This window comes from Lacihabitans lacunae (assembly GCF_042649125.1).
Taxonomy (GTDB): Bacteria; Bacteroidota; Bacteroidia; order Cytophagales; family Spirosomataceae; genus Leadbetterella; species Leadbetterella lacunae.
Genome location: NZ_JBHRYQ010000001.1, coordinates 1,981,698 through 2,002,951 on the forward strand (window position 1 = coordinate 1,981,698; position 21,254 = coordinate 2,002,951).

Annotated in this window: 17 protein-coding genes; 8 read left to right on the forward strand and 9 right to left on the reverse strand. The window is 37.5% G+C overall.

Annotated elements, in window-relative coordinates; translation table 11 throughout:
* The first annotated feature begins 1 nt into the window (after window position 1).
* The 4 genes from ACFOOI_RS08620 to ACFOOI_RS08635 all read left to right on the forward strand — a co-directional run bounded on the left by ACFOOI_RS08620 (window position 2) and on the right by ACFOOI_RS08635 (window position 3,303).
* Window positions 2-1,156: a redoxin family protein gene (locus ACFOOI_RS08620; RefSeq protein WP_379837071.1), complete on the forward strand. Its 1,155-nt coding sequence runs from the start codon at window positions 2-4 to the stop codon at window positions 1,154-1,156.
* A 64-nt stretch (window positions 1,157-1,220) separates the two neighbouring features.
* Window positions 1,221-2,021: a pyrroline-5-carboxylate reductase gene (gene proC, locus ACFOOI_RS08625; RefSeq protein WP_379837073.1), complete on the forward strand. Its 801-nt coding sequence runs from the start codon at window positions 1,221-1,223 to the stop codon at window positions 2,019-2,021.
* A complete protein-coding gene (gene bla / locus ACFOOI_RS08630; RefSeq protein WP_379837075.1) occupies window positions 2,018-2,752 on the forward strand; it encodes a subclass B1 metallo-beta-lactamase in 735 nt (244 codons plus the stop codon). Before proC ends, bla begins: the two co-directional genes overlap by 4 nt.
* 89 nt (window positions 2,753-2,841) lie before the next feature.
* Window positions 2,842-3,303: an Lrp/AsnC family transcriptional regulator gene (locus ACFOOI_RS08635; protein WP_379837077.1), complete on the forward strand. Its 462-nt coding sequence runs from the start codon at window positions 2,842-2,844 to the stop codon at window positions 3,301-3,303.
* On the opposite strand, the gene ACFOOI_RS08640 is transcribed toward ACFOOI_RS08635, so the two are convergent.
* Window positions 3,290-3,862 (reverse strand): DUF4126 domain-containing protein, encoded by a 573-nt coding sequence (locus ACFOOI_RS08640; RefSeq protein WP_379837079.1) that lies wholly within the window; start codon window positions 3,860-3,862, stop codon window positions 3,290-3,292. The two genes, ACFOOI_RS08635 and ACFOOI_RS08640, sit on opposite strands and share 14 nt — an antisense overlap.
* A 4-nt stretch (window positions 3,863-3,866) precedes the next feature.
* Window positions 3,867-4,751 (reverse strand): YicC/YloC family endoribonuclease, encoded by an 885-nt coding sequence (locus ACFOOI_RS08645; RefSeq protein WP_379837081.1) that lies wholly within the window; start codon window positions 4,749-4,751, stop codon window positions 3,867-3,869.
* 110 nt (window positions 4,752-4,861) lie between these two features.
* On the opposite strand from ACFOOI_RS08645, the gene argS reads away from it, so the two are divergent.
* Window positions 4,862-6,631 (forward strand): arginine--tRNA ligase, encoded by a 1,770-nt coding sequence (argS, locus tag ACFOOI_RS08650; protein WP_379837083.1) that lies wholly within the window; start codon window positions 4,862-4,864, stop codon window positions 6,629-6,631.
* A 100-nt stretch (window positions 6,632-6,731) separates the two neighbouring features.
* On the opposite strand, the gene ACFOOI_RS08655 is transcribed toward argS, so the two are convergent.
* A complete protein-coding gene (locus ACFOOI_RS08655) occupies window positions 6,732-7,973 on the reverse strand; it encodes an ABC transporter permease (RefSeq protein ID WP_379840213.1) in 1,242 nt (413 codons plus the stop codon).
* A gap of 157 nt (window positions 7,974-8,130) precedes the next feature.
* On the opposite strand from ACFOOI_RS08655, the gene ggt reads away from it, so the two are divergent.
* The gene (gene ggt / locus ACFOOI_RS08660) at window positions 8,131-9,906 is read left to right on the forward strand and encodes a gamma-glutamyltransferase (protein WP_379837085.1); all 1,776 of its coding nucleotides are present in this window, start codon (window positions 8,131-8,133) and stop codon (window positions 9,904-9,906) included.
* A 39-nt stretch (window positions 9,907-9,945) separates the two neighbouring features.
* Here the strand turns inward: ggt and ACFOOI_RS08665 are convergent, their stop codons facing one another.
* The 3 genes from ACFOOI_RS08665 to rsfS form a co-directional block, all read right to left on the reverse strand.
* Window positions 9,946-12,189: a hypothetical protein gene (locus ACFOOI_RS08665; RefSeq protein ID WP_379837087.1), complete on the reverse strand. Its 2,244-nt coding sequence runs from the start codon at window positions 12,187-12,189 to the stop codon at window positions 9,946-9,948.
* A gap of 193 nt (window positions 12,190-12,382) precedes the next feature.
* Window positions 12,383-14,425 carry an ATP-dependent zinc metalloprotease FtsH gene (gene ftsH / locus ACFOOI_RS08670; RefSeq protein ID WP_379837089.1) on the reverse strand — a complete coding sequence of 681 codons (2,043 nt, stop codon included), beginning with the start codon at window positions 14,423-14,425 and terminating at the stop codon, window positions 12,383-12,385.
* 24 nt (window positions 14,426-14,449) lie between these two features.
* The gene (gene rsfS, locus ACFOOI_RS08675; protein ID WP_379837091.1) at window positions 14,450-14,848 is read right to left on the reverse strand and encodes a ribosome silencing factor; all 399 of its coding nucleotides are present in this window, start codon (window positions 14,846-14,848) and stop codon (window positions 14,450-14,452) included.
* A 95-nt stretch (window positions 14,849-14,943) separates the two neighbouring features.
* Between rsfS and ACFOOI_RS08680 the strand changes: the two genes are divergently transcribed.
* Together ACFOOI_RS08680 and ACFOOI_RS08685 are read left to right on the forward strand one after the other, a co-directional pair.
* Window positions 14,944-15,711 carry a biotin--[acetyl-CoA-carboxylase] ligase gene (locus ACFOOI_RS08680; RefSeq protein WP_379837093.1) on the forward strand — a complete coding sequence of 256 codons (768 nt, stop codon included), beginning with the start codon at window positions 14,944-14,946 and terminating at the stop codon, window positions 15,709-15,711.
* A 68-nt stretch (window positions 15,712-15,779) separates the two neighbouring features.
* Window positions 15,780-18,428, forward strand: coding sequence for an MGH1-like glycoside hydrolase domain-containing protein (locus tag ACFOOI_RS08685; protein ID WP_379837095.1), 2,649 nt, complete (start codon window positions 15,780-15,782; stop codon window positions 18,426-18,428).
* A 3-nt stretch (window positions 18,429-18,431) separates the two neighbouring features.
* Here the strand turns inward: ACFOOI_RS08685 and ACFOOI_RS08690 are convergent, their stop codons facing one another.
* From ACFOOI_RS08690 to ACFOOI_RS08700, 3 genes are read right to left on the reverse strand one after another with little or no spacing between them, the layout of a single operon-like run.
* Entirely contained in the window at window positions 18,432-19,043 is a 612-nt protein-coding gene (locus tag ACFOOI_RS08690; protein ID WP_379837097.1) for a hypothetical protein, read from the reverse strand.
* Window positions 19,043-19,564: a DinB family protein gene (locus ACFOOI_RS08695; RefSeq protein WP_379837099.1), complete on the reverse strand. Its 522-nt coding sequence runs from the start codon at window positions 19,562-19,564 to the stop codon at window positions 19,043-19,045. The genes ACFOOI_RS08690 and ACFOOI_RS08695 overlap by 1 nt, the downstream gene beginning before the upstream one ends.
* A gap of 12 nt (window positions 19,565-19,576) precedes the next feature.
* Complete coding sequence (locus ACFOOI_RS08700; protein ID WP_379837101.1) at window positions 19,577-21,157, reverse strand: glycoside hydrolase family 10 protein; 1,581 nt, start codon at window positions 21,155-21,157, stop codon at window positions 19,577-19,579.
* Window positions 21,158-21,254 lie beyond the last annotated feature (97 nt).

Consider the following 21,254-nt stretch of genomic DNA (forward strand, 5'->3'; position numbering starts at 1 on the left):
AATGAAAAACATCAAAAAAACAGCCTTAGCACTTTTATTTTTTGGATTATGCACTGCTTGTAATTCGCAAGTAAGTGACAGTAAGTTGCCCTTAAATATTAACGGAACCCTTACGAATGCCGTAAGTGGAAAAGTGTATTTAGAAAAAATGAATGAAAGAAACATTGGCACTAAGGTGGACAGTGTGGAAATAACAGGAAATTCTTTTAAAATAAAAACCTCAATACCCGAAGCAGGTATTTATCAGCTTAACATTGCAAATGAGCAAATCATTGGCTTAATATTAGACGGTGGCGAAACCCTTACAATTAAAGCTGACGGCTCCGCAACCCCAGACAAAGCCGCGACTTTTCAAGTGGACGGATCGCCAAACATGATGAAGTTTAACGAAGTTATGGCTTCTATGCAGGTGTTTGGTCAAAAAAGAGCCGACCTTGAGACTAAGTTTCAAGCGGCAAAAAATGAAAATGAAAGAAGTGCTTTGAGACAACAATATCAAGCTGCTGAAATAGAAAACAAAAACATTATTCTTCCAAAAATAAAAGAACTAGGAACTTCATTGGCGGGCATAATAGCTGCGAATAATTTCCTTAATCCTGAGGTTGACTTTGAATATTTGACTGAATTAAAAGATAAACTAGAAAAAGAAAATGTCAATCATTTCTTTGCAAAAATGTTTATTCAATCTATCAATCAAAAAAGTGTGGGCACCGTAGGTTCTTTGGCCCCTGATTTTGAGTTGGTAAACCTACAAGGCAAAAAAGTTAAACTATCGGACTATAGAGGCAAAACTGTTATCCTTGATTTTTGGGCTACTTGGTGTGGGCCGTGCATCATGTCATTTCCTGGAATGAAAATGGCGATGGACAAATACAAAGACAACCCAAATGTAGTATTCTTGTTTATTAACACGTTCGAAAGAGTAGGCGAAGATAAATGGGTTAAACATGTAGCTGACTTTACAAAAAACAGAGGATTTGCTTATCTAAATCCAGTATTAGACATGGGTAACCAAACGGCCATGGCATACGGTGTAGAAGGAATTCCTGCCAAGTTTTGTATTGACAAAGACGGAAAAGTAAAACACAAAGGTGCTGGCTTTGCGGGCAGTGCAGATGCCGTTTTGAAAGAAATGGTAGAATGGATTGAAAATTAAGATATTTAAATAAAACCACTAAATGCTGAATCGGAAACTATTCAGCATTTTTTATGAATACAATATGAAGATTGCAATAGTAGGATGTGGAAATATGGGAATGGCCTTCGCTAGGTCGTTTATTCAATATAATTTAGTTAAAAAAGAGGAGCTTCTTTTAATAGAAAAAAGCAAAGAAAGAAGTGAAACGCTTAAAGCCTCCAAAGAGGGAATTGTGGTAGATACCATAAATGAGCAAATCGGAGATTATGACTTGGTAATTCTTTCGGTAAAGCCACAGGACTTTTCGATGGTAGCCGCAGAATTAAGAACGGTGTTGAAAGAACCACAAATAGTACTCTCAATAATGGCCGGTATTAACATAGATCGGATTCAGCAAGAGTTGGCACACAAAATGGTAGTAAGAGCCATGCCAAACACGCCAGCTATGCTAGGAATGGGAATTACGGGCTTTTCGGCCGATGAAAGTATAGGTTTTTCGAAATTGCAAAAAATAGAAAATTTAATAAACGCAACCGGAAGGTCGGTATACATAGAAGACGAGCAAATGCTAGATGCCGTTACTGCATTGTCTGGTAGTGGTCCTGCCTATTTTTATTATGTAGTAAAACACATGATAGAAGCCGGAAAACAAATGGGTTTTGAAGACTCTATGGCTCAGCTATTGGTAAAACAAACCATGTTAGGTGCCTATCACTTGATAAACTCCGCAGAGATGAACATAGACGAATTAATTAAAGCTGTGGCCTCAAAAGGTGGCACTACCGAAGCTGCACTTAAGACTTTTGGTGAATCAGGAGTAGATACAGGATTAGTAGCAGGAATATTAAATGCAGAAAAAAGAGCAAAAGAACTTTCAAAATGAGAACATTATCACGCCTTAGTTTAATCGTATTATTTTTTGGAATCGCATGCAGACCTTCAGATGCTCAACTTTCAGTGCAAAGTGATGAACTAAAAGTTGAAGCCATTACTAAGAATGCCTATGTACACAAATCTTACCTACAGACCGAAAGCTTTGGCAAGGTGGAATGCAACGGAGCTATATTCGTTTCTAAAAACGAAGCTTTAATTATGGACACGCCGTCTGACTCTGCTACCGCGGTTTTGTTAATCGCTTTTCTTCAAAAAAATAACATTAAAATTAAAGGCGTAGTTGTTAACCATTTTCATGGCGACTGCCTTGGAGGCCTTTCAGCTTTTCATGCCATCGGCGTGCCATCTTACGCTTCAAATCTGACTATAGAGGCCGCAAAAAAAGCGAATGTAACTGTGCCACAAATTGGCTTTGATAAAATTCAAACGCTAAAAATAGGCAATAAAGAAGTTAAAAACATGTACTTAGGCGAAGCCCATACTTCCGATAACATTGTGACTTATTTTCCTTCTGAAAAAACACTGTTTGGGGGTTGTATGGTAAAAGAAGTAAATGCCACCAAAGGGTATTTGGGAGATGCCAACATTGCTTCTTGGCCAAAAACTATAGAAAATATCAAAAAGACACTTTCCGAAGCACAGTTTATTATTCCGGGACATGGTAAAATCGGCGGTCAAGAATTGCTCAACTACACCATTACGCTTTTTAGTGAAAAATAAATTTTTATTTTTTTGGGATAATAGTCTAAAATCAATCAGTTCATTATATATATTTGTCTGAATTTAATTTTCTGACAGAATATTTTTCTATGAACAATATAGATCCGGTAGATTTAAAGATTTTAAAACTTCTTAAAAAAGATGGTTTAATGACCAATAAAGAGATAGCTGCTGAGCTAAATCTTACTACTACTCCCGTACACGAAAGAATCAAAAGATTGCGAAGAGATGGCTATATTGAAAAATATACAATTGAGTTAAATCACAAAAAACTAAATAAGAATCTAATAGTCTTTTGTAATGTTTCTTTAAAAGAACACGCCCAAGCATTCTTGACAAAATTTGAAGAAGATATTCAATTAGTACCTGAAGTGGTCGAATGTTTTTGTGTGTCCGGAGGTTCTGATTTCTTGCTAAAAGTAATTGTTTCTGATATGGAAGAATACAAGCATTTTATCTTAAATAAACTCGCGGCCATTTCTAATATTGGCAGTGCACAGTCTCACTTTGTGATTACGGAAGCTAAATGCTCTTCAATTATTGGGGAGTAAGTTTCTTTTTGAATAATTTTCTGATTAGCCAAAAACAAAATAATAGGCTGATTATGCCTACGAAAAGTGGCAGCCAAAATGCCGCAAGAGAAATAATGGTAGCGGCTACGTTTTCTATAGAGGCAAATATAGAATTACCCAAACCACCCGTAAACTTGGTAGAGCCTAACCGCAAAAGCGAAGTCCCCGCCTGAACAGTTCCAGCCACTCCTCCCCCAGCCAATATCCCCAATCCCCAAAGCAACATTGGGTCGTCAACTTTAAGAAACTGAGTAGTGAGCAAAGTACCCGCAACAACTGAAGCAGGGAGTGCTATGGTATCTAGAAGATTATCTATGAAAGGAATGTAATAAGCTCCAATCTCAAAAACGCATGCCACTAAAAGCACAACTGTGGTGGTATTGGAAGCCATCCAGGCAAAGTCAGGTGAAACACTAACTAAGCCAAACTTGGTAAAAAGATTGGAGATTAAAAAAGGAACAAAAATACGGAAACCACTACCTGCACTCAATGCAACACCCAGAAATAACCCAGGAATCCATGCCAACAGTGTTTCCATATCCTTACAAAATATTCATGGTTTGCTCTTTGATTTTTTCTAGTTCATCTTTCATCTGAACCACCAAACGTTGGATTACCGAATCGTTTGCTTTTGAGCCAATTGTATTTATTTCTCTGCCTAGTTCTTGAGCAATAAAGTTTAATTTTTTACCATTTGAAGCTTCAGAAAGTTCTTTTCTAAAATAATCAAGGTGATTTTTTAAACGAACTTTTTCTTCTGAAATATCAAATTTCTCTACATAATAAATCAATTCTTGCTCAAATCTATTTTGGTCAAAATTCTCATTATTAATAAAGTCAGCGACAGATTTTTCCAAACGCTCTCTTATTACAGGCAATCGCTTAGGGTCTTGCTCTATTACAGCATCTAAATGCGTTTCTATAATATCAATATATTCTTCAAACTTAAGTTTGGTAACTTGACCTTCTTGAAGTCGAAATTCTTGACACTTTTTAATGGCATCATAAATAACACCCGAAATCATTTTCCATTCATCTTCAATCTCCTCAGAGCTTGCAGCGTTTGTATTGTAGGCATTGGGCATCATTGAAGCCATACGTAGCACCTCAGTGGGACTTGCCTCAAAACCTAACTCGTTTGAAGTAGCCATTAAGTCTTTGAAGTAGGCCTTTACCAATGCTCGGTTTACGGTTGTACCTGCCGAATTTTCGTCTTTGGGCACTACATTAAGCACTAGCTCCATTTTACCTCTTTCAAGCTCTTTTTGGAGAATATTCCTTATCTCTATTTCTTTACTCGAAAAACTTCTCGGAAGTCTGCAGTATACGTCTGAAAACTTAGAATTGAGGGTTTTAACTTCTACCGAAACAGCCATCTTCTCATTTTCTTGAGAAGCAGCACCAAAACCCGTCATTGATTGTAGCATAAAATTGTATCTTCTTTTTCTGTAAAACTAAGGAATTAATCCATTGGTAAAGGCAAAGCATCACAAAAAAGTGTAATTTTGCAAGAATTATTAAAATAACGAAAGTTAAAATGGATATCGTAAGTAAGGTAAGCGGCATCGTAAAAGTTGCTCTTGAACAGGTTTTTGAGGTAAAAGAAGAGGTAACATTGCAGCCCACAAGAAAAGATTTTGAAGGCGACTATACCTATGTATTCTTTGGTTTGGTAAAAAGTCTAAGAAAAAGTCCAGCTGAAATAGGCCAAACGCTCGGAAAGTTTTTGGAAGAAAACAATACAGAAATTGAAAGCTTCAATGTTGTTCAGGGATTTTTAAACCTAAAACTGAATCCTAATATTTGGACCGCGGCATTAATAGATCTTTCTAAAACTACTCCGGGGCACAATATCGCCAAAAAAAACACAGGGGTTTTGGTAGAATATTCATCTCCCAATACCAACAAGCCACTGCACCTAGGGCACTTGAGAAATAACTTTTTAGGTTTTTCGGTATCCGAAATATTAAAAGCAGCCGGATATGACGTAACCAAAGCGTGTTTGGTAAACGACCGTGGTATTCATATTTGTAAGTCGATGGTGGCATATCAGCATTTTGCAAACGGCGAAACACCTGAGGCGGCAGGAATAAAAGGCGACCATTTGGCAGGAAAATATTATGTAGCTTTTGACAAAGCTTACAAAGAACAGATAGCGGAACTTATGGCAAGTGGGCAAACTGAAGACGAAGCAAAGAAAAATGCTCCGATTATGCTTGAAGCCCAGGCCATGCTAATAAAATGGGAGCAAAATGACCCAGAAACCATCGCCCTTTGGAAACAAATGAATGAATGGGTATATGCAGGATTTAATGAAACCTACAAGCAAATAGGGGTTAATTTTGATAAAACATATTATGAGTCAGACACTTATTTGTTAGGAAAAGACTTGGTAGAAGAAGGCCTAACAAACGGCATTTTCTATAAAAAAGAAGATAACAGCGTTTGGATAAACTTAGAAGAGGAAGGCCTCGACCATAAGTTAGTTTTGAGAGGTGACGGAACCTCAGTATATATTACGCAAGACTTAGGAACTACTGATTTAAAATTCAAAGATTTTAATTCTTCAAAGTCAATTTGGGTAGTTGGAAATGAGCAAGACTATCATTTTAAGGTTTTGTTTGCAATCATGAAAAAACTAGGCAGAACTTACGCTGACGGCTGTTTCCACCTTTCGTATGGAATGGTAGATTTGCCAACAGGAAAAATGAAGTCGAGAGAAGGAACTGTGGTAGATGCCGACGATTTGGTATCTGAAATGATAGAAACCGCAGCAGAAACTACCAAAGAAAGAGGAAAACTAGAAGACTTTGAGTCAGAAGAAGCTCAAAACCTATTTAGGATGCTTGCTTTGGGTGCATTAAAGTATTTCCTATTAAAAGTAGAACCTAAAAAAAGAATGCTTTTCAATCCAGAAGAATCGATAGATTTTCAAGGAAACACGGGTCCATTTATACAATACACGCACGCTCGTATCAAATCAATTCTTAGAAAAGCAGAATTTTCAGGTTCTTTAGAAATTAATCCTGAAGTAGTTTTAAACAAAGAAGAAGCGGAGTTGGTATTTTTATTAAATGACTATGATACCGTAATTCAAAAAGCGGCGGCAGAATATTCACCGGCACTTATTGCAAACTTCACATATGAGCTAGCTAAAACTTTCAATGGTTTCTATGCGGTGCATTCGGTTATGAACGAACCAAACGAGGATATTAAAACAATGCGTTTAAACTTAATAAACCAAGTGGCGGGTACTATCAAACACGCAATGAGCTTATTGGGAATTGGTGTTCCAGAAAAAATGTAATAGAAAGATATATTTATATATGCAAAAAGCGTTTGATCAAATTGAATTTGGTCAAACGCTTTATTATTTAAGGTCTTTTAACCCGGTTTAATTGAATTTTTTACTTTGCCCTGATGGCAATTACTGGATCAAGGTTGGCCGCCTGACTAGCAGGAATAATGCCCGAAACTATCCCAATGATAGACGAAATGGTAATTCCGAAAATGATATTTGAACTGGTAAGCACAATATCTAAAGTACCCAAATTGATAAAACTAGCCAAATAAACGATTAGTAAACCGAAAAATCCTCCTATCAAACAAAGGAAAATAGCTTCAAAAAGAAACTGAAATAAGATAAAGGTATTTTTAGCTCCCAAAGCTTTCTGGATTCCGATGATGTTTGTTCGTTCTTTTACTGATACAAACATAATGTTGGCTATTCCAAAACCCCCAATAAGCAAAGCGAAAAGTCCAATTACGAAACCGCCCGTACGTAAAGAGCCAAATATTGCAGTTAAAAATGAGGCAGCAGCATCAGGTCTATTTAAAGCGAAGTTATCTTCTTCTAATGGCCTCAAACCCCTTATAGTTCTCATCTTGCCTCGAATCTCGCTTTCAAGTTTCTCCATGCCTAAATCAGACTCATAGGCTTGGATTGATATGGTTCCGTATAAATTACCTGAACTAAACATACGTTTATGTTTCACAAAAGGAATATAGGTTTTCGTATCTGGATTTCCCCCTACATCTACCAGTTGCTTTCCTTTTTTCTCTTGCACGCCTATGACTGTAAAGTTTTCACCTTTGAGTTTAATCTGTTTTCCCACAGGGTCTTCATCACCAAAGAGCGTTTCAGCTACATCTCCACCAATTACGGTTACATTTCGCCCTCCATCTATTTCTGAAGTAGTAAAATACCTCCCGTTAATAATTGGCACATCCGAAATAATATTATAATCGTAGGTGATTCCCTGACAAAGGGAATTAAAACTACTATTTTCTCTTCGAGCTTGGGTAATCGTATAATCTAAAATGGTCACTGCTTGAGCATTTTCTAAGTTTTCTTTCAAATATTTAAACTCCGAATATTTAGGCTTTGGCCTTCTAAAGTATCTCCACCATGGATATTCGCCATCGCCAAACTGCCACGGAAACTTATCTACGTAGATGGTTCTTTCACCCACACTGCTTAAACTATTCTTAATATTTGATTCCAATGAGTCTACCATGGTGTAAACCCCAATAATCGAAAATATACCCACCGTTACACCCAATAATGAGAGTACCGTACGGAGCAAATTGGACCTTAGGGCTTGCCATGCAAAACGAATGGCTTCTATAGCTAGTTTTATAAACAACAACATAAATTTCAATCGTATTTATAGCGTAAATATCAGGGTAAATTTTGGTATTTTTTCTGGATAATTTGCCTACAATTTTACAAATGCCCTTAATTTATTAACTTAACGGTAAATATAGCTGACCGAAGGAATAAGCAAAATCAATAAACTTAAGACTATGAATAAAAAACTCGCAATTGTAGCCCTCTTGGTGCTAAATTTTGCCTCATGTAAAACGGGCAAAACCGTTACAAAAAACAACGAAAGCAAAGATCTTTTTAACCTTTTTGAAGAAGACCTAAATGTCAAACCTTTTTACTCAGACAAAAAAGGCGTAATGGGTAAAAACGGAATGGTGGCTTCTGCACATTTCGAAGCATCTCAGGCTGGGATTAATATTTTAAAACAAGGAGGAAACGCCATTGACGCAGCCATAGCGACTCACTTTGCATTAGCCGTAGTTTTTCCCTTTGCAGGAAATCTTGGAGGGGGTGGTTTTGCAGTTATCAGAGATAAAGCAGGAAAAGCTTATACGCTTGACTTTAGAGAAAAAGCACCTCTAAAAGCCCACAGAGATATGTATTTGGATGCCAATGGCGACGTAATAAATGGTCTAAGTACCAAAGGCCACTTGGCCAGTGGGGTACCTGGTTCGGTAGATGGCATGGTGGAGCTTCATAAAAAACTGGGTAAGCTTTCATGGGCAAAGTTGCTAGAACCTGCAATAACTTTGGCAGAGAATGGCGTAGTAATGACCGAAAGAGAAGCATTTGGTTTAAATAATAACACCATCGTATTTAAAGAGGTAAATGGAACCAACACGCCGTATTTCATCAAGCCTGATGGTAGTAAATGGGCAAAAGGTGACTTACTCATACAAAAAGACTTGGCGAAAACACTCAAACTTATCCAGGAACACAAAAGAGCGGGTTTTTATGAAGGTGAAGTAGCAAAAAAAATTGTAGCAGAAATGCAAAATGGCGGTGGAATAATTTCAATGGAAGATTTAACAAAATACCATTCTGTGTGGCGTACGCCCATAGTTTCTGATTACAAAAACTACAAGATTATCACCATGCCGCCATCGTCAAGTGGTGGAGTGGCTTTGATGCAGTTACTGAGATTAGTAGAACCCTACCCAATCAAAACATGGGGGTGGAACTCGCCAAAAACCACACAAGTGATGATTGAAGCCGAGCGTAGAGTTTATGCCGACAGAGCAAAATGGATGGGAGATTCTGACTTTATTAAAGTACCTATTACTGAACTTATAAGTAGAGCTTATTTAGAAAAACGTTTTTCTGACTTCAATGAAAACTTAGCTACTAAAAGTGCCGATGTGAGTGCAGGCGTAGTGCCAGGATATGAATCTGACGAAACCACGCACTATTCGGTGGTAGACAAAGATGGCAATTCGGTATCGATAACTACAACCTTAAACGGAGCCTTTGGTAGCAAAGTAGTGGTAAACGAAGCGGGCTTTTTAATGAACAATGAAATGGAGGATTTTAGTGTAAAAGCAGGAGTACCTAATATGTTTGGTCTTACAGGTTCAAAGGCAAATGAAATAGCACCAGAGAAACGCATGTTGAGTTCTATGACTCCAACTATTGTAGAAAAAGACGGGCAGTTTTTGATGGCCGTAGGAACACCCGGCGGCAGCACAATTATTACTTCGGTATATCAGACTATACTTAACGTGATAGAGCACGGCATGACCATGCAGCAAGCCGTAAATGCACTTAAGTTTCACCATCAGTGGTTACCAGACAGAACAGTTTTTGAAAAAAATGCTTTTACCGAAAAAACATTGGACGAACTAAAAAAGAAAAGCTATCAGATGGACGAAATGTCGGGAAGCTTAGGACGAATGGATTGTATCTTAAAAAGGCCAGACGGAATTCTAGAAGGGGCCTCAGACCCAAGAGCAGACAACACAAGTGTAGGATACTAAAAAACAAAAAAGCCGAGATTCTGAACCTCGGCTTTTTACTTATCTTAATATTTGTTCCAAATTAAAGAAGTGTCCAACTTCATCGCTACCGTTTACTATAACGCGATATGCTTTTGAGGTATCCGAATTGCTAAAACTAACTTTAACCTTTCCATCCGCATCCGTTTTTAGGTTTGTAGCCCAGTGCAAGGTTTTTCTTTTGTCAATCGGTCTATTTAAAACTCGCACCTTGTAAGTAGGCGAATAAAACTCTTTCGTAGCTGCGGCTCCTAGCCAAGTGATGGTTTTAGGAGATTTAAAAACGGTATTAACATTCTTATCTTTTTTGGTCAAAATATTAACCACAGAAACCGAAGTCTCCCCCATTTTTTTAATTTTAGCCGCATTGGTGATTTTATCAATCAAAATAATATCTGAAGGTTTTACTAACGTGATAAAATCCTGTGGCACTCGTTTACCATCCATATAAACAGCCGTTTTTAGCTTTGTCTTAGTGATAGAATCTGCAGTGGAAGGATGATTCAATTCCCCTACAAAATACTCCACCAAACTGATACTTCTATCAAACTTAGATAATTCCTCCGCATTTGGTACAAACTCTGCATCCGGAAGCCAAGCATAAGCTTTCCTTCTAAAATCATTCTTTAAATCAACTGTACTTTTAACTACTATTTCTTCAAGCTGAATGGCATTTGATTTCAAATCAGCTTCAGATAATGTCTCATCATCTATTTTTTCAAAAGCTGAATTATCATACGCTACCCCTGGAACAAACTCCTCGGCAAGTTTTAAGTCCAATTGTGTACCAAAAGCATCAGTAGCTACAATCTTAACAGAGTCCATCCAAAAACCAGCGACCTTAAATACCCCTCTACCATCAGTTTCGGCTACATATGAAGACCAACCCACTTTGTCTTGAAAAAATAAGTGGCAAAGTCCAGCACCGAAAGAACGGCCGTTTAGTGAAACTTTTCCTTCAAGCATAAGCGTTTTCTCGCTTAAAAACTTTTGATCACCTGATTTTCTTGGCCATTTTAAAGTCAACATAAGGTTATCCAAATAAAACTTAGATATAGTTGGTTCAAGTGATTTAATTGAGTCGGTATTTACCGAAATCTCACCTAGGTCAGCATCAAATTTTAAATATTTCTCTAAGCTTAAATCAGATCCATTTTTAGAATATGCAATATCCTCTACAGCTACATTAAGGTCAGCATCTGAAACCGCTTTTCCGCTGTTATCAGTAACTTCTAGGTCAAAACTCACACTGCCCTTAAAAACACGTGAATTTTTATAATTAATTATTTTAGTTTTAAATGGATTGTTTTTTCTATGATAAATCAATCTCTCGTTTAAAGTTTTGCCTGATTCATCCTTAATCATGATTTGTACAATGCCATCAAATGGGATATTTTTTCCATCAAGATTAAATCTATGGAGCGTAGAGGTAGTTTCAAAAGGAATCCTCGTTAAAACTTCTCCCCTTTGCTGTGCTATCAAAGTCAGTTTTTGGGGTTCGTTTAGATTAGAATACACATCTACTAGTGCACCATCTTGAAAAACCACATTGTCAACCGCCAATACAAAACCATAAGGCTCTGCTGCGGGCAGTTCGTCTTTATATTCTTTATCTCCAAGTTTATAAACCGCAAAATACTTTTCACCCGAAACAGGCTTTAAAAACATAGTAGACAAGCCCTGGGTATCAAAAAAGAAAGTAGTAACCATTGTACCTTTTGAGTCTACTATTTTCCCTTCAAAGGTTTTGGGTATTTTACCAAACTCATGTGCTTTTAAAGCAACCTTACAAGTCAAATTATCTACGATATGACCGCCTTCAGGAAAAAACAGGACTTTAGGATTAAGCTCATTTTTAGTAGCAACTGCTGCAGGAGTTGAATTCAAAGAAATGTCTTTAACAAAAAAGTACTTCTCTTCAAAATTACGCATCACGTTTGTATATGATTTTATTTGAATTTTAGTGCCGCTTTGATTTTTAGGAATTGGATAAAAAGCATCGCCCTTACCATTTTCTAGTTTTACTTTGAGGTGAGCCAAAGGTGCATTTTTTTCATTATAAACCACTATATGAGCGATACCGCTCTGAATAGAAGGCAAAAGTGAAGTTGCATCGTAGACAGATGCTGACATCCAAATAGTGTCTCCTTTTAGGTAAGACTCTCTATCGGTCTGAATAAATACTTTTTCGGTTTGATAAATGTCTTGAGCAACAAGCTTGGAAGCCATAATCAAGAGTATGGCTATTAGTTTTATTTTTTGCATATCAGGAAATTATTTTTAGAGAAAAACTATCAAATACCCATTAATTTACAAGCACTAATGTTTTCTCTCAGACACATCATTGCAAACAAAATGCCATACTATGTCAGCTAGCAGTTTTTTTAGTTTTCAATTATCAATAAAGATATGAACAGAACATAAAAAAACCCGATAAAGTCGGGTTTTAATGTTTTTATTATGCTTTAGATTCTTCAGTAGGCTCAGTATCAGATTCCTCCTTTACTTCTGCAACTACCTCAGGCAAAACATCTTTCTTATCTATAAACTCTTGATAAACCGTAGGCTTGTCAAATGGACGTTCGCCAATAATTTCCACAAGGTCATGTTGATATAATATTTCTCTTTTTAAAAGCTCTAAAGCAAGAATATTTAATTTCTCACGCTTATCTCTTAACATTTCGAGCGTTCTCACATAAGCCGTGTCTATTAATTTCTTAACCTCGTCGTCTATCAGCTGAGCTGTTTTCTCTGAGTAAGGTTTGGTAAACGAATACTCACTTTGGCCTTTTGAATCATAAAATGAAACATTACCAAGTTTGTCATTCATACCATATATGGTCACCATACTGTAAGCCATTTTGGTGATTTTCTCAAGGTCGCTCAAAGCTCCCGTGGAAATCTTCCCAAAAACAACCTCTTCAGCAGCTCTGCCACCCAAGGCCATACACATCTCATCAAAAAGCTGCTCTGTACGATACAGATATTGCTCTTTTGGCAAGTATTGAGCATAACCTAAAGCTGCTATCCCTCTAGGCACAATACTCACTTTTACAAGTGGATTGGCATGTTCAAGGAACCAACCTGTGATCGCATGACCTGCTTCGTGGTAGGCAACAATCTCTTTCTCTTCTGGTAATATCAATTTATTTCTTTTCTCCAAACCACCTATTTCTCTATCGATGGCGTCTTGAAAATCCACCATTTCTACTTGTTTTTTGCCTCTTCTTGCCGCAAGCAAAGCAGCTTCGTTACACACATTGGCTATCTCAGCACCTGCAAAACCTGGAGTTTGAGCCGCTAATTTTTTAGGATCAACTTCTGAAGCAAACTTAATTGGTTTCAAGTGGACTTTAAAAATAGCCTCTCTTCCTGAAATATCTGGAACGTCAACACTGATCTGACGGTCAAATCTACCTGCACGAAGTAAGGCAGAATCCAATACGTCTGGACGGTTAGTAGCAGCCAATATTATAATTCCCGAGTCAGACCCAAACCCATCCATTTCTACCAGTAGGGAGTTCAAGGTATTTTCTCTTTCGTCGTTTCCGCCCGGCATTGAGCCTTTTCCTCTTGATCTACCTACAGCATCTATCTCATCTATGAAAATGATACAAGGTGCTTTTTCTTTGGCTTGCTTAAACAAGTCTCTTACTCTAGCTGCACCAACACCCACAAACATTTCTACAAAATCAGAACCAGAAAGTGAGAAGAACGGAACACTTGCTTCGCCCGCTACAGCCTTCGCCATAAGGGTTTTACCAGTACCAGGAGGGCCTACTAAAAGGGCTCCTTTGGGTATTTTACCACCAAGCTCAGTATACTTGCCTGGTTTTTTCAAAAATTCAACTATCTCCGTAAGTTCTTCTTTGGCTTCATCTAATCCGGCTACATCAGCAAATGTGATTTTTACCTTATTGTCAGCATCAAAAAGTGCTGCTTTAGATTTCCCTATATTAAATAGTGCTCCACCAGGACCACCTCCACCTGCCATACGTGACATTAGGAAATACATCAATCCAAAAATAAATATAAGGGGCAACCAGTTGAGCAACATACTCATGTAGTCACTTCTGGTAACAGGTTTTGGATAAAGATTATCTTTTACCTGAGCAGGGAGTTCTGATTTATTCAAAAACTCATTAAAATCCTGCATGAAGGTATTTTCATTAACGATAGAAACCATCAAATGAGGGCCCGTCGAAAACTTATTGTTCCCTAGTTTTTCTTTGTATTCGCCTTTTGATAGGGCGTTAGAAGTTAAACTAATCTCTACAGTATTTGATCCTTTCACTACGAAAACCTCTTCTACATCACCAGCGGTTACCATTTTCTCTAGGTCTTTGTAATCGATACTGTTCAGACGAGCAGTATTATTAAAAAACACTAGACCAATAATAGCCATGATAAGTGCAGCCACCAGCCAACCTTGTAAGCCTCCTGGATTCGGTGTTAATTTTTTCTTTGGTTTGCCTAATGGCGAATTGTTATTATCAGACATAAAACTTAATAAAAAGTGTTGTTACTAATTTAATGGTACAGACGACGGCTTAAGCGTGTCGCCATAATATGCAATTTCAGCATCTCCCCACAGAGACTCAATGTCGTAAAACTCTCTACGGTCTTTTCTAAACACGTGAACAACTACATCCACGTAATCCAATAAAATCCATTCTTTGTTTTGAATCCCCTCTTTGTGCCAAGGATCCTGATTGGAGCCTTTAAAAACTTCTTCGTCAACAGAAGAAGCGATTGCATCTATTTGCGTATCAGAACTTCCAGAACATATCACGAAAAAGTCAGTAATAGAATTATGTATTTTTCTGAGGTCCATTCGAACGATGTCAAAGCCTTTTTTTTCTTGCATCCCATTTATTACTAAATCGCAAAGTTGCTCGCTCGAAATTTGTTTTGTTTTTTTCATTAAAAGATATCTAATTGTTTATTTTTGTGAGCGGTATGGAAGTAATTTTACCCTACATCACCAAAAACATAATAAAACGCTAATTTAAAAATATTTTGCTCAAAATTCAGCCCAAAAGTTCATTTGTTGGTAAAAATCAAATATATCTGACATCTTGTCATTCTACAAACGACATTGCTTCCGAAAAGATTCAAAACCGCGAGGCAATTGACGGAACTGTCATTGTAACCGACCACCAAACAGCCGGACGCGGACAGAGAGGCAATCAATGGCAAAGCGATACAGGTAAAAACGTTTTAATGTCGATAATAGTTTTCCCAGATTTTTTAAAATTTGAAAACCAATTTAATCTTTCTATTTGTACTGCTGTTTCTATTTTTGAAACTTTATCCTTTTTTTCTAACCAAAATATAAAAATCAAATGGCCGAATGATATGTATATCAACGAAAAAAAGGTAGGAGGAGTTTTGATAGAAACCGGAATTTCTGGACAAAAATTCAGCCATGCCATTGTTGGAATCGGCTTAAATATTCTACAAACAGAATTCGAAAACCCGAAAAGTACTTCCCTGGCAGTCCAAAACCCTGAAAAGTCCTTCAATAGAGACCGTATCATAGAAAAACTTTTAGGGGTATTTGAAGAAAATTATTTTTTATTAAAAGAAAATAAAACTAGTGTTTTGAAAGAAAAATACATGGACAATCTTCTTTGGCTTAACGAAGAAAAAAAGTTTTCGGATTCAAATGGCCCCTTTGGCGGAAAAATTGTGGATGTAATAAATGACGGAAGATTAAAAATAGAAGTCGAAAACAAAATAAAGTATTACGATATCAAGGAAATAACATACCTTTTTCATGATTAGAGTCATAAAATTTGCGATAAAGGCAATCGCTTTTATTTTTGCATTTCCTATTATCTAAGAAAAGACCTATGAATACAACCGAAGAACGAAAAAGATTATTAGAAAGACCGGACAATAAAGGTTGGAAAAAATGGGGCCCATACCTATCTGAGAGACAATGGGGAACAGTTAGAGAAGACTATAGTGTATATGGCGATGCCTGGGATTATTTTTCACATGACATCTCGAGATCAAGGGCTTACCGCTGGGGCGAAGACGGCATAGGTGGTATTTCAGATAACAAGCAACACATTTGTTTTGCTTTGGCTTTTTGGAATCACAACGACAAAATTCTAAAAGAAAGGCTATTTGGCCTGACTAATAATGAAGGAAACCACGGAGAAGACGTAAAAGAGCTCTATTACTATTTAGACTCCACGCCTACCCACTCCTACATGAAGATGCTCTACAAGTATCCGATTGCCGAGTTCCCTTATGAATTACTACAGAAAACAAACAAAAACCTCAGTAAAGCTCAAGACGAATTTGAACTGCTGGATACCGGAGTTTTTGAAAAAAATAACTACTTCGATATATTTATTGAATATGCCAAAGTAGACGCTAACGATATTTGTATAAAAATAACGGCCCATAACCGAAGCTCCAAAGATGCTCCACTGACCATTTTACCAACCCTTTGGTACAGAAACACCTGGTCATGGGGCTACGAAGAGTTCGAAAAAAAACCAATTCTATCTGGCATTGCAAATAGTCAAATTGAAGTATCGCACCGTTTGTTTGACCGCATGAAACTCTACTGCAAAGATGCAGATGAGCTTATATTTTGTGAAAACGAAACAAACAAAATGCGAGTATTTGGCCGTGAAAACGATGAGCAGTTTCTCAAAGACGGCATTAATGAATATATAATAGGAGGTAAAAAAACTGCGGTTAATTCAAATAAAATAGGCACTAAGGCTTCTGCCAAATATCAAAAAAAGGTAAAAGCAGGCTCTTCTGTAACGATAGAACTTCGTTTTTCGGACAAAACCAATCTTAAAGATCCATTTGCCGATTTTGATAAAACATTTGAAGATAGACTAAAAGACGCTGACGATTTTTACGAAAAAGTACAAAAAGATATAGCTTCGCAAGAAGAAAAAGATATACAGAGACAGGCCTTTGCAGGTATGATGTGGAGTAAGCAATTTTACTATTACAACATAGAGCAATGGATGAACGGCGACCCAAAAATGCCGTTTGAGTTTAGAGGAAGGGCTTTTGAAAGAAATGGACCGTGGAAACACGCCTACATGGCAAACATCCTCTCTATGCCTGACAAATGGGAATACCCGTGGTTTGCAGCTTGGGACTTAGCTTTTCACACCGCCACTTTGGCTCGAATTGACCCTGACTTTGCCAAAAGGCAACTTGCCGTGGTACTTAGGGAATATTACATGCACCCGAATGGACAGATACCCGCTTATGAGTGGAATTTTTCTGACGTAAACCCGCCGGTACACGCATGGGCCACTTGGAAAGTTTACGAGACCGAAAAGAAAATGAACGATGGCGTGGGCGATGTGAAATTCCTGGAAAGGATTTTCCATAAACTACTGCTAAACTTCACTTGGTGGGTAAACCAAAAAGACGAAGACGGAAACAATATATTCGGTGGTGGTTTCTTAGGTCTTGATAATATCGGAGTATTTGACAGAAATGCACAGATACCTGGCGTAAAATTGCAACAAGCAGATGCCACAGGATGGATGGCGATATATACCTTAAACATGCTAAAAATAGCATGTGAAATCTCGCTAGACAGACCCGCTTATCAAGACATGGCCTCTAAGTTTTTTGAGCACTTCCTTTATATAGCAGCTGCCATAAACAAGCCCATGGACGGACAAGAAATGGGGCTTTGGGACGAAGAAGACCAGTTTTATTATGATAAAATACATACGCCTCATGCAAACACGCTGTTTCTTAAAATAAGGTCATTGGTGGGTTTAATACCGCTTTGTGCGGTGGAAGTGATAGACGAGGACTTGTTGACTAAGCTGCCTGACTTCAATAGAAGACTAGAATGGATTCTGAAAAATAGACCCGACTTGGCTTCCTTGATATCTCGCTGGCACGAACCCGGCAAAGGTGCGTCGCACTTACTTTCGTTGCTAAGAGGACATAGAATGAAAATGGTATTTAAGAGACTTTTTGACACCGAAGAGTTTCTGTCAGAATACGGCATACGCTCTATGTCTAAATTCCATAAAGAAAACCCATATCACTTTAACCTCCACGGCGAAAACCTTTCTGTAGCCTACACGCCTGGGGAGTCAGACTTGAGTATAATGGGTGGTAACTCTAACTGGAGAGGTCCAATCTGGTTTCCATTAAATTACCTTATTTTGGATTCTTTGCACAAGTATTCGCAATACTATGGCGATGATTATGAAGTAGAATATCCGACTAACTCAGGTGAGATAGTAACTATTAAAGAGGCCGCACTTAAGATTTCGCAACGATTAATAAATCTATTTAAAGCGAGTCAGGGTGGCATTAGCCCACACCATGGTAATGTCGAAACCTACCAAAAAGACCCGAATTTTAAGAAGTATTATCTGTTTTATGAGTATTTCCACGGCGATACCGGAAAAGGCCTCGGAGCAGCACACCAAACTGGTTGGACAGGCTTAGTAGCAGATTTGATTCAAGAGGTCAACGAAAACAAAAAGTAATAATTAGCCAAAGAGCCCGCCTAGCGTGGGCTCTATAAATATTTTCTTATCCGTAATTCCTGCTCTATTTTCTTCTAAAAACTCAGTAAAAAGCTCCATTTGGTGCAACATTAAACCAAAATCGAAATTATCTAAAGTGTAAACTTCCTGGTGGACTTCATTAAAATCGTAGATAATGTACTCCATTTGCTTACACCCTTTTTGAGCTAAGCCATATAAATATAAAGTCTGAAAATTAAAGGCAAATTTCTGTGGCCGATACTTGGAAGTAGTTTTGATATCAATCACTCTCCCCTCGCCTACCACATCTGCAAAGCCATAAAAGCGGATATTTTTATGAATAAAGCTTACTTTTAATTGCGTCACTTTTACCTCAGGAAGCAAAAGTTTAACTTCGTCTACCATTTTTTGGTCAAAAGCATGTGCTTTGTTTTTCAAAACAGCATCTTCAAAAGATGAACCTTTTGCAAATTTCTTTCGTGTCTCAGCATCAAAATCATTCACCCGATTTATTCTATTGAGCAGCGTAGTTTTATTATCAGGAAAAGGGGCTGCCAAATAAGTACCAAAGGCATTTAACAACGTTGGATAAAGTTGATATTTGACTTCCTCCATTATAAATAGCTTTCTAGTTCAGCCTTTTGTTTTAAATGATGTCTGGTGTGCATTTCGAGGTTCTGAAACCACTCTTTGGCATTTAAATAGCCCAATACGGGATGAGCAACTTTATACGTTTCGCTGGCAAGCTCTACTTGTGCTGTCATGGCATCTACGCCTTGCAAAATCTCTTTTATCTCAATTTTATATTGCTCTTTGGCTTGAGGTATTATTTCGGGTTCACCAAAAACTTTAGGAATTTTTATTTTCATATCCGGAAAACTCCCAAGTTTGTACATCCCAATTCCATATTCGGTCATTTCGCCGCCATCTTGACCTTTTCGCTGATCAATACACCGCTGCACATTGGCTAAGAAAAATTTCTTTGAAGCACTGCTAATATGCTCATACATTTGGCCCAAAGACCACGTACTTTCATCTTTTTTGGAAAGAAAATCAGAGTCAGAATACGAATCCAAACTTTGGTAAAGATCTGTAAATACCCGGTGAAGATCTTTTTGAATTTGATGCAGTTCCATATTATTTTAAGGTTATTTTAGTAAAAAAAGACTACTAGGCTGGCTTTCGTTATTGAGCCTATCTAGGGCTGTGACTATATAATAATAGCCCTCTGAACTTTTTGCCTCCTTGTCATTGTAACTCAATATACCTACGTTTCTAATAATTTTAATAATTTTTGAAGGATCATTTAAATTAATTCCTTCAAATTCAGAAAATCTATAAATCACAAAACTATGGACTTCTTCTTGGTCATCTGCCAAAATAGGCATTTCCCACTTTATGCTTACTTCATTTTGCCCGATTCTCTGGGCCGCCACATTTTGTGGACTATTTGGAGCCACATTGTCAATCCATGGCATGGTGGGCTGTAGAGCGGTGTTTCTATAAAACATTTTTAGAGTATCACTCAAGCCTAAGTTATTTTTCATGAGCGAAGAAGTATTGTAAAATATACTCCCTTTCAACCCTAACTCCCTGTTGATACGAAGTTGATTCCCCATTTGATTTGGATTTCTCCAGCCCAAATCTGAAGTATTGGCATCTACTCGATATGTACTATGCCCTACGTACAAATACCTTCCACCTGAGTTTTTATTCCACCATTTGACTAAAGGTTCATAAGGTACTTTTTGATTTTCTAAAGAAAAGTAAACCTGCGGAGCTACATAGTCAACCCAATTGTTTTCGACCCATTTTTTAGTATCGGCAAACAGATTATCAAAAGAATTTAGGCCGCCATAAGTCGGAGAACCTTTGCTATCGTCTGATTGATTTCGCCACACCCCGAACGGACTAATGCCGAACTTTACCCATTTTTTTTCTTGTTTTATGGCCAAAGACAAATCTCTTACTAAAATATTGATATTTTCACGTCGCCAATCTTCGATGGTACGAAAACCAGCACCATATTTCCGAAAAGAATTCTGATCTTTAAAAACCTCACCCGCAACCGGATACGGATAAAAATAATCGTCGAAATGAATGCCGTCTACATCATAAGACTTCACAATATTTACCACCACATCAATTATGTATTTCCTTACCTCCGGAATACCAAAATCGTAGAGTTTATATCCGTCGTATTCTATAAACCATTCAGGCTTTTGTTTGGTGATATTATTGTCTGAAATAGACCTGGGGCCTTTATGCACACCTCTGTTTAGATTTAACCAAGCATGAAACTCCATGTTACGAACATGCGATTCCTCAATCATAAATCGCATGGGATCATAATATGGCTCTAGCAATTTACCTTGCTGACCCGTTAACCACTCAGACCAAGGCTCAGAACCTCGTGCATAAAAAGCATCTGAAGCGGCTCTAACTTGCACCAAAACTGCATTCAAACCAATTTTTTGATGATTATTTAATATCGAAATAAACTCATCTTGTTGTTTTTTTGAAGTAAGATTTTTTTGAGAGGGCCAATCTACATTGGCGATTGTAGCCACCCACGCCCCTCTAAATTCTCTTTTGGGTGCACCCACATATTTATAAGTACCTACCGGAACTGGTTTTACGGCTGGTTTAGTCGTTGACTCAGAAACTGGCTTTGGAGTTGGCTTAGGTAGTTCATTACTAGGGATTTTAACAACTTTTTCGGCAGGCAACTTTGTCTCTTTTTTTTGAGGAACTTTCTTTTTTGAGCATTCAGAAAGAAATAAAACAACGAAAACAAAAAAACAAAACCGTATTACCTGCATATTG

Bases quoted from the DNA above. Each gene is read 5' to 3' on its own strand.
- proC (WP_379837073.1), top strand. From the start codon at position 1,221: ATGAAGATTGCAATAGTAGGATGTGGAAATATGGGAATGGCCTTCGCT.
- ACFOOI_RS08665 (WP_379837087.1), bottom strand. From the start codon at position 12,189: ATGCAAAAAATAAAACTAATAGCCATACTCTTGATTATGGCTTCCAAG.
- ACFOOI_RS08695 (WP_379837099.1), bottom strand. From the start codon at position 19,564: ATGGAACTGCATCAAATTCAAAAAGATCTTCACCGGGTATTTACAGAT.
- ftsH (WP_379837089.1), bottom strand. From the start codon at position 14,425: ATGTCTGATAATAACAATTCGCCATTAGGCAAACCAAAGAAAAAATTA.
- ACFOOI_RS08685 (WP_379837095.1), top strand. From the start codon at position 15,780: ATGAATACAACCGAAGAACGAAAAAGATTATTAGAAAGACCGGACAAT.
- ACFOOI_RS08645 (WP_379837081.1), bottom strand. From the start codon at position 4,751: ATGCTACAATCAATGACGGGTTTTGGTGCTGCTTCTCAAGAAAATGAG.
- ACFOOI_RS08640 (WP_379837079.1), bottom strand. From the start codon at position 3,862: ATGGAAACACTGTTGGCATGGATTCCTGGGTTATTTCTGGGTGTTGCA.
- ggt (WP_379837085.1), top strand. From the start codon at position 8,131: ATGAATAAAAAACTCGCAATTGTAGCCCTCTTGGTGCTAAATTTTGCC.
- argS (WP_379837083.1), top strand. From the start codon at position 4,862: ATGGATATCGTAAGTAAGGTAAGCGGCATCGTAAAAGTTGCTCTTGAA.
- ACFOOI_RS08635 (WP_379837077.1), top strand. From the start codon at position 2,842: ATGAACAATATAGATCCGGTAGATTTAAAGATTTTAAAACTTCTTAAA.
- ACFOOI_RS08690 (WP_379837097.1), bottom strand. From the start codon at position 19,043: ATGGAGGAAGTCAAATATCAACTTTATCCAACGTTGTTAAATGCCTTT.
- bla (WP_379837075.1), top strand. From the start codon at position 2,018: ATGAGAACATTATCACGCCTTAGTTTAATCGTATTATTTTTTGGAATC.
- rsfS (WP_379837091.1), bottom strand. From the start codon at position 14,848: ATGAAAAAAACAAAACAAATTTCGAGCGAGCAACTTTGCGATTTAGTA.
- ACFOOI_RS08620 (WP_379837071.1), top strand. From the start codon at position 2: ATGAAAAACATCAAAAAAACAGCCTTAGCACTTTTATTTTTTGGATTA.